We start from the raw sequence: 13,909 nt of genomic DNA, 5'->3' as shown, positions 1-13,909 counted from the left end.
CGATTCATTCAAGGCTCTCTTTTAAAATCTCCAGCCCTCTTCTTAATTCCTCTAAAGAACTAGTGGATGAAAGCGCTATTCTTAGATAGTTCTCTTCCGCATTCCCCCCGCTCAGAAACCGATTGGAATGAAATACACGAATCCCTTTTTCCAGGAAAAAACCTTCAGAATAAGCTTCATGCATAACTTTTGGTAAAGGGAGCCATCGATAAAAACTCAGTGGATGTCCCCCGTGGAGAGTATTTGGGAAGAATTCAGCAAATAACTGGTTGGCCGTCTCGGCCAGTTGTTTTTTCTCTGCAACAATCGTATTCGCTTTTCCTGACAGAATCAGCTCAGTTATGATCTCTGCGTCCAAAGAGGATGTCTTGACGTTGACGTTGTATATGGCCTTCATCATTGTGTCTTTGAATGCTTCGTTAAACACGATATAGGCCACTCGAAGACCTGAGCAGATGGATTTAGCGGTGCTACAAATATAAACCGTTTGTTCAGGGAGCAGCTGATACATCGGCTGACCATAATGATCTATAATGCCCGCTGACAAAAAGGCATGAATGTCGTCCTCAATCAGGATCAAACGATGTTTTTGAATGACCTGAGCTAATTCTTTTTTTCGCTTTTCCGGAATCATAATGGCCGTAGGATTAGCGCAGGAAGGCATCAAAAACACACCATGTACATTCGATTGAGAACATTGGTCTTCCAAAGATTCAGGTAACATCCCATACTCATCACCTGGAATAGGAACTAGTTTGATACGAAGCATTTTGGAGACTTCAATAAAATTGGCATACGTATACAGATCAACCGCAATTCGATTCCCGGGCTCAAACAGTGCAAAGAGTGTAATAGCTAATGCATTTTGCGCTCCCGAAACGATGGCCATATGTTCAGTATCGGCCTGGATGCCGAAAGCCTTCATCCAATTGAGTGCAGCCAGTTTCTGATGCGGGATACCTGCAGGATCATTGTAATTCAATAGCTGCTCCAGATAACTTTTCTCCACCACATGTTTTACGGTTTCAGTAACCAGATCATTGGTTTGCTCAAATGAGGCAACAAAGCCAAGATCAATATATACGTTCGAAGATGGATCTTTTGAAATGGTGACCGACTGAGCCGCGTTGGCTGAAACAAAAGTACCGCTTCCGGTCACGCCATGAATTAAACCTTTAAGTTCGCAAAGCTTGTATGCGCGTGTAATCGTTGTGAAGTTCACATCCAAAAAGTCGGCCAGCTCCCGCTGAGGGGGAAGTTTTGTACCCGGAGCCAAAAATCCATGTCTGATGTCATGTTCCAGCAATAGGGCGAGAGAGCGATAAAGCGGTCGTTGCAATCGATCCTTGTCAGGTTTCCACGACATCGGATAATGTTCAAACGAATTAAATGGCATAGCACACCTCACAATATTGTAATCCATACAATTATAACATTGATTGTATGGATTTGTATTGCTAAACTATCGAAGAAAAGTAATCTTATCAAGGAGATGTAGCAAACATGATACACAGAAGCAAGCTTCAATTGGCCTTTAAATCAGCTTTCCCTTCCACACTTCCCATACTAGCTGGATTTTTGTTTCTAGGGATTGCCTACGGCATTCTTATGAATATATCTGGCTTTGGTGCGGGGTATGCGATCCTTATGGCCTTATTTATTTTTGCCGGATCAATGGAATTTGTTGCAGTGCATTTGCTGCTCGGTCCGTTCAATCCACTAGGTGCCCTGCTAATGGCCTTAATGGTGAACGCCCGGCATTTATTTTATGGCATATCCATGCTTGAAAAATACAGAGGCACCGGATTCAAAAAGTTCTATCTGATTTTCGGACTATGTGATGAATCGTTTTCAATTAATTACACGGCAAACATCCCCAAAGAAGTGGATAAGGGCTGGTACATGTTTTTTGTAACCTTGCTTAATCACAGCTATTGGGTACTTGGCGCTGCCATTGGTGGAATTTTCGGATCACTGGTGCGCATTAATATGGAGGGGCTTGAGTTTGTGATGACGGCCCTTTTTGTTGTGATCTTTATTGAACAATGGATGAAAGAGAGTACACATCACAGTGCATTGTTGGGTTTGGGAATTTCGATCCTTTGCCTGCTTATTTTTAACAGCGAAAATTTCATCGTTCCATCCATGATAGGTCTTCTTATCGTGCTCTCCTTAATGAGAAAATCACTAGATAGAAAGGCAGGTGAGAGACATGATGTCCATGACTTTGCTTGAGAACATCATAACTATAGGGATGGTTGTCTTGGGAACGATGATGACCCGATTCATTCCATTTATTTTGTTCCCTTCGGGGCGTCCCACACCCAAATATGTGCAGTATCTCGGTAAAGTGCTTCCCTCGGCAGCTTTAGGACTACTGGTTATTTACAGCATTAAGGATGTTACTTTTTTCTCTGGGTCTCATGGTGTGCCCGAATTGATTTCCATTGTCGTCATTATTATGCTCCATCTCTGGCGAAGAAACATGTTGATATCCATTGCTGGCGGTACACTGCTCTATATGTTCCTGGTCCAATTTGTACTCTAAAAGCATCCATTATTTCTAAAATGAACTTGTGTCTTCCAAGGAACAGGATCAATGACCGAACGGTAGCTATATCCCTTTTCTGTGAGTACTAATGGTTTTTTGTCACAATTAGCCGAATCCTTATCTCAAAACAAGCCTTTAACAGATTTAAAGGTATTATTGGAGAAGTACGCTGTACTGTTCCCGAATGCAAAGAAGAAGGCAAAACATAGATCGGCAAAATTATGAGGAGTTTATTAGACGTAATGAGGAACTTTCTGAAATACCTTGTATAGAAACTTTGGTGACTTATTTATACTTAGGACAAGATTGGCCGTGGGGTATATTGTGCCGCTTAGCCAATCTGCGTGATCAAAGTGAAGCCACAACTGATAGAACGCGTTTCTTCAACCCTGTTTGGTTCACTTGTGGACTGGTTGGGTGGTATACCTGCGCTGAATACAACAGGGGAGAATACCAAATAAGGATAACAACTGTATGATAAGAATTTTTAAAATCTTATTAGCCTATTCTTTTTGAGTGCTATGACAATCCTCATTCATGTGATCTATGATTTGATAGCAAATCTTCGCCATTTCCTCGGCCGTCTGCTGCATACCATCTCGAATCCAACTTGCTGCTACACTGTAAATGGCACCACTCCAAAAATAAGATTTGTAATTTTCCTGGATACTATTTTTGGATACAGAACTCTGCATTATGCTGTGGATTTCGTTTAGTATTGCATCTCCGAAATTCGCCATGAGAAGTATTTTCAGACTATCAGCATGTTGTTGTAGCATGTGGAATAACGAGTACCAGTAGTCATATGTGTTTTGTATTGGAAGACGCAGATTCATGGCAACTATGACTTTATCCACGATTTCTTTCATCACGCTTCGCAATATATCCTCTTTAGAGTCGTAGTTGCGGTAGTAAGCAGTTCGAGACACACCAGCCCGTTTTACAATATCTGTAATCGATATATCATGGAAGCATTTGTCCTTCATTAATAAAATCATAGCTGATTCAATACACGTTTTAGTGATGCGGTTGGATTCTGCGTTAGACAAGCGTAAGATTTCTAATCGCTGCATTTCTGTCGTTTTGTTTTCAGTCATTACAATTCCTCCTGTTTTGTTTAGTCCGTATCCTATCCAATTGACGCCTAAAATCACCAGCGTTACAATTGTAACGGAAACACATGTGTATTCTATTTACTCTTAAGATAAATGTCAAATATAAAAGAAATTCCACATAGCAGGTACCAGTGCCACAGAACAATTCAGGAGGTAGTATTTTTATGAAAGCACTTGTTTTAGAAGAACAGGGGAAGATAGAAAGCCTTACGGTTGTACAGGATAGAGAGATGCCCATGCCGAAAGAAAATGAAATCAGGGTAAAAGTTTTTGCATCTGGTTTAAATCCTTCAGATTATCAAGTTGCAGCTTATACCGGCCTGGCAAGTGAAAAGCAGAGAGTGCTCGGGTTAGATGTTGCTGGAATTGTGGATGCGGTTGGAAGCGAGGTCAACAACTTTAAGGTTGGTGATCGTGTATACTATCTCCGCAGCATAACAAATCTGGATGGAGGATTTGCGGAGTATGCCTGCACGACAGCTCATACAGCAAGCAAGCTGCCAGAGTCGATTCCTTACGAGGTAGCTGCCGTAGCACCCGGGGCAGGGTTTACAGCATATCAGGCAATCATTCAAAAACTCAGACCGAAAGCAGGAAATACGATACTGATACACGGAGGAGCAGGTGGTGTAGGAGGATATGCTATTCAGTTGGCTAAATTATGCGGCTTAACGGTATATACGACTTGCCAAGGAAGAGACATAGAATATGCAAAAAGTCTGGGTGCAGATGAGGCAATTGATTTTACAAAAGAAGATGTGTATGCAGTGATTGCCAAGTTGACAAACGAAAGAGGCGTTGACTACGTACTGAATACCATCAGTTCAGCAAGTGCTACTAGAGATATTGATGTACTTGCCTTTGGTGGTGAAATTGTAGTCACAGCTGGTTTTCCTGAATTTAATCGACTTCGATTTTATGAAAAGGGCATGTCACTGCATGAAATTGCTCTTGGAGGTGCTCACACAGAAGGGGATTACAAAACACAAACTAATTTAGCTGAAATTGGAGATGAATTCGCCCGATTATTAGTTGAAAAGAAAATTGCACCTCCAGCATTGACGGTCATCTCTATGGAAGAAATTCCTGAGTATTTAGTAAAACTAAAAGAAGGAAAAATAACAGGGAAAGTTGTTGCAAAAATCAATTCGATGGAGTGAACTAGCGACAAGAGCAGGGTCAGCTTGGTTGAAGAAAAAAGATATAATGGTCGCTGCGCAGTTAACATGAATTTTGAGTTTGATTTAACTTGTTAGTTATAGGTGCTGACTATTCTTTCAATCCTACAAATACTGACTTACATGAACAAGTTATGAATATTACAGAAGGTAGAGGATTTGATATTGTGATTGAATGCTCAGGTGCCGCCTCAGCTGTGGAACCTGCATTTAATTTTGTTGCTCGCGGAGGGACCTTAATAATTGCTTCAGCTTATAAAAAAGACTTTAAATTCCCATTAGATATGGCTCAGGTATTCTCTAAAGAGATGACTATTAAAGGTGTGTTTCTATCACCCAATTTATTTGACCGTTCTGTTCGAATGTTGAATAGAATTAATTTTAAAGAGACAATTACAGCAGAATTTCTACTTAGTCAGTATCAAGAAGCATTTAAAGCGCATAAAAGTGGTAAGCATATAAAAATTGTTTTTAGAATCGATTGATATACTCCTCTACGGACTGATTTATTTATGATGCACTTTCTTTTTTTCTTTTGCTTAGTTTTTTTTAGTGGATGAATTTGAGAGTAAGTTAATACTCATTTGAAGAGCTTCCATTAAATTAATAATTTGAATTTAGTTAGAAAAGTTGTAATTCGGCTTAACAAAACAGATAAAACGCTACTGACATACTGTTGTCAGTAGCTTTCTTATATATTTAGGTAGGCAAAATGAGGGAGGGGGTCAAGAAAATGATCGACGGGGCACCTGATACTGTACTCTTTGAGAGAGATTTAACGTGTTCTAATCAAGAACGTTATTGGATCGGCGTAGTTTCTGCATCCCACGTCAGCTATGCAGTGGAAGAGGGGATTGCGCAGACTTGCCATGGGAAAGCTGGCCTACTCCGAAGAATGCAATCAGGGGACTGGCTCATCTATTACTCACCACGCACAGAAATGAAGGGAGGGGAGACCCTACAAGCATTTACAGCGATTGGCCGGGCCATAGACAATGTTGTCTATCGATATAAAATAAGCGACGATTTTATTCCACATCGTCGAAATATGAGTTATTTGCCTTGCAGGATCGTAAAAATCGCCGGTCTGTTAGACAAGTTGACGTTCACCAGAATGGAGCAGAATTGGGGATATCCATTTCGCTTCGGGCAATTCGAAATTAATCGGAAGGACTTTCTAACTATAGCGAATGAGATGTTGGGGAGTAGCTGCGAAGAAACTGTTAAAGAAGAATCACTCATCTTTTATAAACAATTAGAATTCAATTGGTGAAGTATTTCCGCTTGGATGTTGTGAGGAAATTATTCTCTCATTTACACTTCGCTGAGAAATATTTTTAATAATGGGAGGCAATCATTTTGAAAACTATTTCAATGGAGAAAAGCTGACTCCAACACTCCGTTCGATCAATTGCTGTCTGATGCCGAGCGAATAAAGCTTGTCCAGATAGATGAACTCTGTGATCAATTCATTGCGGCGGATAAATATATCTTTGCTTCGCCGATGTGGAACCTCACGATTCCGCATGTGTTGCTTAATTATACTAATTGCTTAGTTATCCCAGGCAAGACATATCGCTATACGGAGACCGGCCCTGTGGGACTTCTAACTGACAAGAAGGCGCTTCATATCCAGGCTAGCGGCGGAGTTTACTCGGAAGGCCCTGCTTCGTTCCTGGAGTGTGGAAATAGTTACTTACGTACGATCATGCAGTTCATCGGAGTCACTGATGTCCAGAGCATTTTCATTGAGGGAATGGCCGAAATGCCTGATCGAGCTGAAGCCATTAAGGAAGAGGCTGTCGCGAAAGCGAGAGAAGTTGCAAAACAATTTTAATATCATTTTGATTGCAATGAATTTGTGGCCTTTCTAACAGGATAAGGCTGCAGATTCATTGCATTATTTGGTATTATTCTTATGGATATCGGCGTTCAAGGGGCTCAGATTTCGAATCAAGCTCGAATATAGGCATTAGATGAAGGAGCCAGAAGCAGGCTGAATACGGTTTTAATGGTAAGCACATTTATTAGCGGAGTTTTTGGATCTTCGCTAGGCAGCTATATGTGGAGTGTCGGGCAATGGTCGGCAGTTTCTCTCACAGGACTCTGTTTGACCTTACTATCATTTGTCGTATGGCGAATCGTCCGGTTGAGAAATCGGTGAGATCAAGAAGCACCCCGGATTTTCATCCAGGGTGCTTCTTGGTATCAACGCAAAATGTATCGACTATTCCAAAAGATCTTCGATATTTAAAGTGACTCCGTTATAGGTAGCATAACCATAACTTTTGGGCTTGCCGTCTATATCTGTATCAAACAACAGGCTAGCAGGCGTAGGTCCCGTCATGGGGGAGAAGGTGGCTCTAAAATTCATTTCACCTTGTTTGTCGCCTGTTAATTGAACATTAGCTTCATAACGGCTTTCACTGGCAAGACTAGAGTTTGTCTTTTCAAATCCATTGTAGAAATTCACGCCATCATCGCTAAAGTTTACGTACTGAACTTCCGATTGGCCTGAGAACAATGATGAACCTGTTCTTTTATAATAGAGGTATCCAGAATGTTTTCCAGCAATTTTCCCATCTACATTCCCATATACAGAGTCCAGCACAGTTAAGTCTTTAATACCGTATGGAATATCATCCGTAGTGGGTTTTATCGGTACTGTTTTTTTAGGCTTATAATCAAGTAGTTTTGCTTTCTGAACCCGCTTTTGAGAACCATCGCTGCCTCTTAACACCTCCAGCCACATAGCACGTTTTCCATTAGGGTGCCAGGACATAGGGGAGTAATACACCCAATCCTCATCTGTGGTGAGTTGTACGCCTTGATATCCATCCTGGTGCATAGAACGGTTAATGTCGATCAAAGCCGGGCCAACGTTGCCCTCTCTAAAATTGCGTACCCCGGTTACGGCATAAGTGTACTGCAAATACATCATATCCGTTGAGGTATATATACCGTAGGGCCTAGGCATGAGTCCAAAAATGGCAGGATCCGTTTGCTCCGAGAATCTTGTAGTCATTACCATTCCCAATCGTTCATCAGGGGAAAAAATCGTTGTTTCATTATATCCGGGAGTATAAGTGATTTGCGTAACACTTTCAGAATTTAAATCCTGTACAAGGGAATCCGGTGTACTGTAATACATTCCCCCGACAATGGAAATGGCATTTCCCCCCTTGACAAACTGCTTCACTTCTCCGCCCCTCAAGGGCTTGGGGATGAAAAAGCCAGGATTATTCGGATCGTTTTCAAGGGCGTGTATTGTACTAATAAGCTGCACATCTTCGAGAACATAGTTATCCGTATGACGCTCCAAGACACCGATCGCTGCCGCAGCACCAATATCCGAGCGGAGCATAGTCCAGCTCATATGCTTATTGTCAGGTGCTATGATGATTTCAGACCAATGTTTGAACGTATCTGAGTCATCTACTAATATTGACGGAAATTCGACAGGAACTAAAGTTGTACTTAAGGAATTGTCGATGTTAGGCGAACATTCAAGGACATAATCCCCCAGCAATACCCGCTTATTATCCTGGAATGGCATAATCCGGATCCCAGGCGACTTTGGTTTTGTCGGGATGACTCCAGAGTAGATGATCTTGAAATTCGTTCCGTTATCGTTGAGAACACCTATGTTCCAAAAATCGGCTGTAAGGATATCGTTCTCTGTTTTATAAATAATAAGGACCTTCCCTGAGTACGTGTAAGTACTGCTTTCCAACACCTTCACTTCATCCGGTAATGGAATAGTGCTTATTTCCACTCTTCCGATTCCATTGTTTCCGGCTTCCGAACTGTTGGTGTCTGAAGATACGATGGAAGCAGCCTGTGTCGGTATTCCCATTGATAATAATAAACTAAGCATCGTGAAGACTAAAAAGAATCTTTTTTCCATCCATTTCGCCTCCAAATAAGCAGTATTTTATTATCGCTTGCTACAATCATCAAAATGGATTGATCCTACCGACATCTGTTTTAAAATGATTTAGTACATTGGTACTTATTCTCACCTCCCTGCAAAAAATTATAGGCGTGTAAAAAATGATACAAAACGGAAAATGTATCCGTTTTCATAAAATATAAGCACTGGAAAATAAATGATCAACATGTCATTTTTAAGATAAACACAGTCATTTTTATGATTTCTAATGAGATTAGTGCAAATGGAGGTTGCAGCGTGTACAATGGGACAAAAGACGCTTAGCAGGGGAAGGATCAAAGATGGTGGATGATAAGTGGTTCCACGGAGCAGTGACGAAGCTAAGGAACATGAGGCTTCAAAATAAACTGTTGATGGGATATCTTGTGGCTTGTGTTATTCCATTCTTGATTGTAAGCGCATTCATTTATCATCAAGCGGCTGCAGAATTGGAGGATTCCTCACAAGAATTCGCTGCCTTGTACACCTCGCAGCTTGAGACCACCTTGAATCAGTTCATGGAAGAATATGATAGGGTAACCAAGTCGGTCCTAGTTGATAACGACATCATCAACAAACTGGGCGACACACGGAGCCAGCCTATAGACGAACAGGCCCTCCAGCGATTGACCATACAGCGCCTGCTTATGAGGGTAGCCATACTGAGACCGGAGATAGGTAATCTGATCCTAATCAGCGAAGACAACAGCGTCTATCAGTATTCCAATACCACCAGCATGGTAAACGAAACTTCACTATTGTCGCAAGAATGGTACAAGCGGCTGCGCGGCTCGAACGAAAAACTTTTTATTACAGGATTGCACGACCGCTCTTATTATGAGGATCGGGGGGACGGTGCTCTAATCACCGTCGGCAGAGTGCTGCTCGGCTCAGACGGAGCGTTCAGAGGAGTGATCCTTATCGATCTTGATCCGTTTAACCTCCTGGAATTAAACCAAGACTTTGTGTCAGCCCGGGATAAATACGGTATGAGTGTTACCGTTAGCAATGCATTGGGAGAAACCATTTATCATTCCGATGCGGCCAGCGGCCGGGTTACCTGGAAGCAAGTGCTGGAGTCGGACATCGATTATACCAAGGATACGAGCAGCAAAGACCTGATTATTCTCTCCGGAAGCACCCGATTAGGACAACTGATTATCAAGACACAGATACCGCGCGAGAAAGATCCGCTGAACCCTATGCTGACAAGCAGCGATCATTCGGAACTGGTTCTCCAAAAGGCAGGGCATGCATCCTTGGTGGAAACCCAAAACGGGGAGTGGTACTTGGCTCACTTGTGTGGAAGACCAACGGCAGAACTCCGATGTACTTTGGGCAGGGAAACAGCATTGCAGCACTGCTTCTGGGACGATAATGGCTGGTTGCGTATTGAGGGGGGGGCAATAGTCCTTCAGTCCATGTCAAGGCTCCGCTACTTCCCGCTCATCCATTTGAGATTGAACCGGAGAAGGATGATTTTGATGAATCCACGCTGCGTTTGCAATGGAGTACGCTCCGTATCCCTCCGGATACCAACTGGTTGACCTTAAGCGAGAGAAAAGGGTATTTGCGCTTGAGAGCTTTCAGCAAATGACAGGATTAATCCTTTATTACGATACGGAAGATTATGTGTATCTGAGAATCACGCATGTGGAGGAGCAGGGCAGAGTCCTCGGGATTATACAAACGATCCGGGGCAACTACGACGAGCTGCTTGCGCAAGACCTGTCACTTCCAAGCTCGGGGCCAATTCGATTAAAGGCCGCGGTGTGCCGAGATTGCCTGCATTTTTTTTATGCCCTGGGCGGCTCAGATTGGCAGTCGATTGGCGTGAAAATCAATATCCTTCATCTAGCGGATGAAGCTTCTGACCTGCTCCGGTTCACGGGAACTTTTGTCGGAGTTTGCGTTCAGGATTTGGGTGGAACCCGCCGTCATGCTGATTTTGACTATTTTATTTACAGGGAAATTGCTCCAAAATAATCGGAAGGCATAAAAGAGAGGCTTAGGGCCTCTCAGATTGTCGAGAAACCCCGTCATTTTGAGACGTGGGTTTCTTTTTTTACATCACGCGGTGTCTATATAGAATGCTTTTTATCTTTCTCATGATTTGGTGATGTACCAGAGTGTGTTAATATGCGGTCTAGTACTTTTTCAGTAAATGGCATAAAGCAATTGAGTATTAGCCCCCCTAAACAAACGGTTAACAAAGTTCCAACGCCAATTGGTCCATTTAAAATCACTGCTATGATCAAGAATATGAGGTAGATGAATGTTCTCGAAAAAAATAGATTTGTTCTAGTTAATTCTTGTATGATTATTGTTAAACGGTCAACTGGAATGGGTGCAAAATTTGTCTGCAAATATATTGCAGTTCCTAATCCTACAACAACTAAACCAATTCCAAAACAAACAACTTTGCTGTACCATAGTTCAGGTGTTATCAAATTGTGCAATAAAAAAAGCCACATATCAATACCAATACCCGTTATAAATGCTGTTAACAACCCCAAAACTTCTGGTCTTTGTCTTTTTAAAAGTGAATTACAACATATCAATATTATAGCTATTATGATTTCCCAACTTCCCACAGTAAGCCCCACATTTATGGACAGTCCTACCAAAAGTGCATCAAAAGGTGAAGTCCCAAGGTCTGATTGTATAGTGAAAGAAATTCCAAGGGATAATATAAAAATTCCTAATACAAAAAAAATATATCTCACTTTACTCGACCTCTTTATCATAATTCCATGTTGCAAATGCAACAAAATCAGGGTAAATTTAATATATACCATTTTTATTGCATTTGCAATAAAATAGATGCGAAGGAGTTAATTTATGAAGGAAGTACTTCGTGAAATTGGAATGATAGCAAGGGCATTAGATTCTATAAGTAATATAGAATTTAAAGAATATGATCTTACAAAAGGGCAGTATTTGTACCTTGTGCGAATATGTGAAAACCCAGGAATCATTCAAGAAAAGTTAGCTGAGATGATAAAAGTAGATCGAACAACTGCATCTCGTGCTATAAAAAAGCTTGTAATTAATGGATTTATTGAAAAGAAAGAGGATAACCATAACAAAAAAATTAAAAAACTCTTTCCAACAGAGAGAGGGAACAATGTTTATCCTTTTATAAAAAGAGAAAATGATTATTCCAATAACGTTGCATTAGAGGGATTTTCGGAAGGAGAAGTAGAAACCATTTTTTATCTTCTTCAAAGAGTAAGAGAAAATATAGGGAATGACTGGGAATTTGTGAAAAAGGGGAACAAGAGAAATTATTGATTTATATAAAGGAGCGATACACTAAAATGACTGTAAAAATCATAAAGTGCAACCGTGAAGATTTACAAATACTCCAAGAAATAAGTATTGAAACATTCAACGATACATTTAAAGATCAGAATTCACCTGAAAATATGAAAGCCTACCTGGAAAGAGCATTTAACCCTAAACAGTTGGAGGAGGAATTGTCCAATATCTCTTCAGAAATCTTTTTCATCTATTTCAATGAAGAACTCGCTGGATATTTAAAGGTAAATATGAATGATGCCCAATCCGAAAAAATGGGTGATGAGTCATTCGAAATTGAGAGGATTTATATAAAGAACAAATTTCAAAAACATGGGCTTGGTAAATATCTGCTAAATAAAGCAATGGAAATTGCGATGGAACATAATAAAAAGAAAATCTGGCTCGGTGTATGGGAAAAAAATAAAAACGCTATTGCTTTTTATAAGAAAATGGGGTTTGTTCAAACTGGCGCACACTCTTTTTATATGGGTGATGAAGAACAAATTGATTTCATAATGACCAAAACAATTAATTTTAGATTGTAATTTGTTTACTAATATATATAACATTATATGTAATTGAATTTAATTTATTTGAATTGGAGAATTACAGTTTATTCACACTGTACAGCTAACCTCGCTCAGGTGATATTTTAACTATGCAATTTCTAAATTAAACGACAGGTGTCAAAATCCAAATTTGGGATTATTTTTCCGTTGAAAACGCTATCCCCATCCTGTATAATAACTATACAATTAATATTAGGGTTGTTACTGCAATGCAGGCAAAGCCTAAACCAATCCGTACTAAATTATGTTTAGTTTTGGATTAGTTTAGGTTTTTTTTGTTAGTAAAAAATATAAAGTGGGCGAACTCATGAGGATTAAAAAAATATTCAACAATAATGTTGCATTGGTAGAAGGGCCAAATCGATCCGAGATCATTGTTATTGGAAAGGGACTAGCCTATCGGAAAAATCCAGATGAAAATATAGATCCATCCAGAATTGAGAAGACTTTCGTGATGGAGACTAAAGAATTATCTGAGCGGCTATCTACATTACTGAGTGAGATTCCTACAAAGCATCTAGAATTGACAGATCAAATTATCCGTTATGCAGTAAAGGATCTAAATACTTCCTTTAGCAATAATATCTACCTGGCTCTTACAGATCATATTAGTTATGCAATTACGCGCGCCGCACAGGGATTGAGTCTCAAGAATGCGCTGCTCTGGGAGATACAGAAGTTTTATCCGAAAGAATATCACACGGCAATGCATGCACTACACTTAATTGAAAAGGAAACAGGAATTAAATTACCTGTAGATGAAGCTGGCTTTATTGCAATGCATTTTGTGAATAGTCAGCAGGATGGTCAGGAAATGGAGCAGACCTTAATGGTAACCCAGATGGTTCAAGGAATTCTTAATATAGTAACACTTCATTATGGGATTGAGCTAGATGAGAATTCGTTAAATTATAGCCGCTTTGTGACTCACTTAAAATATTTTTCTTATCGCACCATGCGTCATGAATCGATTCCTTCTGAGGATGATGAGCTGTACGAACAAGTCGTTGCCAAGTATCCTGAAGCTTTTGCCTGCAGTGAGAAGGTAAGAGCATATTTACGGGAAGAGTATCAAGTTGAGACAACCGAAGGTGAAATGGTCTATTTCATGCTCCATATTAGGCGTGTGACCAGCAGAGATTAGCCATTACAATAAATAGCAGGGTTGTTACCATTAGTTGGGCAAAGCCTGGATAAGTGATGAGTGTACTGGTTTTCAGTGTGCTTTATCACCTGTTCAGGTTTTTTTGTTTCATATAAAA

The 13,909-nt window shown here is 40.5% G+C and carries 14 protein-coding genes and 1 pseudogene; 11 read left to right on the top strand and 4 right to left on the bottom strand.

What is annotated here, in order from left to right:
* Window positions 1–4: 4 nt before the first annotated feature.
* Window positions 5–1,396 carry an aminotransferase-like domain-containing protein gene (locus B4V02_RS12825; RefSeq protein ID WP_094155080.1) on the bottom strand — a complete coding sequence of 464 codons (1,392 nt, stop codon included), beginning with the start codon at window positions 1,394–1,396 and terminating at the stop codon, window positions 5–7.
* A gap of 107 nt (window positions 1,397–1,503) precedes the next feature.
* Here B4V02_RS12825 and azlC point away from each other — a divergent pair, with 107 nt between their 5' ends.
* Together azlC and B4V02_RS12815 are read left to right on the top strand one after the other, a co-directional pair.
* On the top strand, window positions 1,504–2,235 hold the full coding sequence (gene azlC / locus B4V02_RS12820) for an azaleucine resistance protein AzlC (RefSeq protein ID WP_094155079.1): 732 nt from the start codon (window positions 1,504–1,506) through the stop codon (window positions 2,233–2,235).
* Complete coding sequence (locus tag B4V02_RS12815; RefSeq protein ID WP_094155078.1) at window positions 2,216–2,548, top strand: branched-chain amino acid transporter permease; 333 nt, start codon at window positions 2,216–2,218, stop codon at window positions 2,546–2,548. Before azlC ends, B4V02_RS12815 begins: the two co-directional genes overlap by 20 nt.
* 506 nt (window positions 2,549–3,054) lie before the next feature.
* Here B4V02_RS12815 and B4V02_RS12810 read toward each other — a convergent pair.
* Window positions 3,055–3,648: a TetR/AcrR family transcriptional regulator gene (locus tag B4V02_RS12810; RefSeq protein WP_094155077.1), complete on the bottom strand. Its 594-nt coding sequence runs from the start codon at window positions 3,646–3,648 to the stop codon at window positions 3,055–3,057.
* Between the two features lie 182 nt (window positions 3,649–3,830).
* Here B4V02_RS12810 and B4V02_RS12805 point away from each other — a divergent pair, with 182 nt between their 5' ends.
* The 4 genes from B4V02_RS12805 to B4V02_RS12790 all read left to right on the top strand — a co-directional run bounded on the left by B4V02_RS12805 (window position 3,831) and on the right by B4V02_RS12790 (window position 6,681).
* Window positions 3,831–4,826, top strand: coding sequence for a zinc-binding dehydrogenase (locus B4V02_RS12805; protein ID WP_094155076.1), 996 nt, complete (start codon window positions 3,831–3,833; stop codon window positions 4,824–4,826).
* Window positions 4,827–4,915: 89 nt separating this feature from the next.
* Entirely contained in the window at window positions 4,916–5,329 is a 414-nt protein-coding gene (locus tag B4V02_RS12800) for a zinc-binding dehydrogenase (protein WP_094155075.1), read from the top strand.
* 248 nt (window positions 5,330–5,577) lie between these two features.
* Entirely contained in the window at window positions 5,578–6,117 is a 540-nt protein-coding gene (locus B4V02_RS12795; RefSeq protein ID WP_094155074.1) for an EVE domain-containing protein, read from the top strand.
* 138 nt (window positions 6,118–6,255) lie between these two features.
* The gene (locus B4V02_RS12790) at window positions 6,256–6,681 is read left to right on the top strand and encodes an FMN-dependent NADH-azoreductase (protein WP_244188509.1); all 426 of its coding nucleotides are present in this window, start codon (window positions 6,256–6,258) and stop codon (window positions 6,679–6,681) included.
* A gap of 390 nt (window positions 6,682–7,071) precedes the next feature.
* Here B4V02_RS12790 and B4V02_RS12785 read toward each other — a convergent pair whose 3' ends face one another.
* A complete protein-coding gene (locus B4V02_RS12785) occupies window positions 7,072–8,751 on the bottom strand; it encodes a hypothetical protein (RefSeq protein WP_094155072.1) in 1,680 nt (559 codons plus the stop codon).
* A 326-nt stretch (window positions 8,752–9,077) separates the two neighbouring features.
* Here B4V02_RS12785 and B4V02_RS12780 point away from each other — a divergent pair, with 326 nt between their 5' ends.
* Window positions 9,078–10,322 (top strand): PDC sensor domain-containing protein, encoded by a 1,245-nt coding sequence (locus B4V02_RS12780; RefSeq protein ID WP_094155071.1) that lies wholly within the window; start codon window positions 9,078–9,080, stop codon window positions 10,320–10,322.
* Window positions 10,277–10,761, top strand: a pseudogene (locus tag B4V02_RS12775) (beta-xylosidase family glycoside hydrolase). The gene B4V02_RS12780 and the pseudogene B4V02_RS12775 overlap by 46 nt, the downstream one beginning before the upstream one ends.
* A gap of 95 nt (window positions 10,762–10,856) precedes the next feature.
* Here B4V02_RS12775 and B4V02_RS12770 read toward each other — a convergent pair.
* Entirely contained in the window at window positions 10,857–11,501 is a 645-nt protein-coding gene (locus B4V02_RS12770) for a YczE/YyaS/YitT family protein (protein ID WP_094155069.1), read from the bottom strand.
* Between the two features lie 115 nt (window positions 11,502–11,616).
* On the opposite strand from B4V02_RS12770, the gene B4V02_RS12765 reads away from it, so the two are divergent.
* From B4V02_RS12765 to licT, 3 genes are all read left to right on the top strand, one after another.
* On the top strand, window positions 11,617–12,069 hold the full coding sequence (locus tag B4V02_RS12765; protein ID WP_094155068.1) for a MarR family winged helix-turn-helix transcriptional regulator: 453 nt from the start codon (window positions 11,617–11,619) through the stop codon (window positions 12,067–12,069).
* Between the two features lie 26 nt (window positions 12,070–12,095).
* A complete protein-coding gene (gene paiA / locus B4V02_RS12760; RefSeq protein ID WP_094155067.1) occupies window positions 12,096–12,623 on the top strand; it encodes a spermidine/spermine N(1)-acetyltransferase in 528 nt (175 codons plus the stop codon).
* Window positions 12,624–12,954: 331 nt separating this feature from the next.
* A complete protein-coding gene (gene licT / locus B4V02_RS12755; protein WP_094155066.1) occupies window positions 12,955–13,791 on the top strand; it encodes a BglG family transcription antiterminator LicT in 837 nt (278 codons plus the stop codon).
* Window positions 13,792–13,909 lie beyond the last annotated feature (118 nt).

It is taken from the genome of Paenibacillus kribbensis (genome assembly GCF_002240415.1).
In the GTDB taxonomy this organism is placed as follows: domain Bacteria; phylum Bacillota; class Bacilli; order Paenibacillales; family Paenibacillaceae; genus Paenibacillus; species Paenibacillus kribbensis.
The sequence above is the reverse complement of the archived record's forward strand: the minus strand, read 5'-3'. Positions and strand labels throughout refer to the sequence as shown.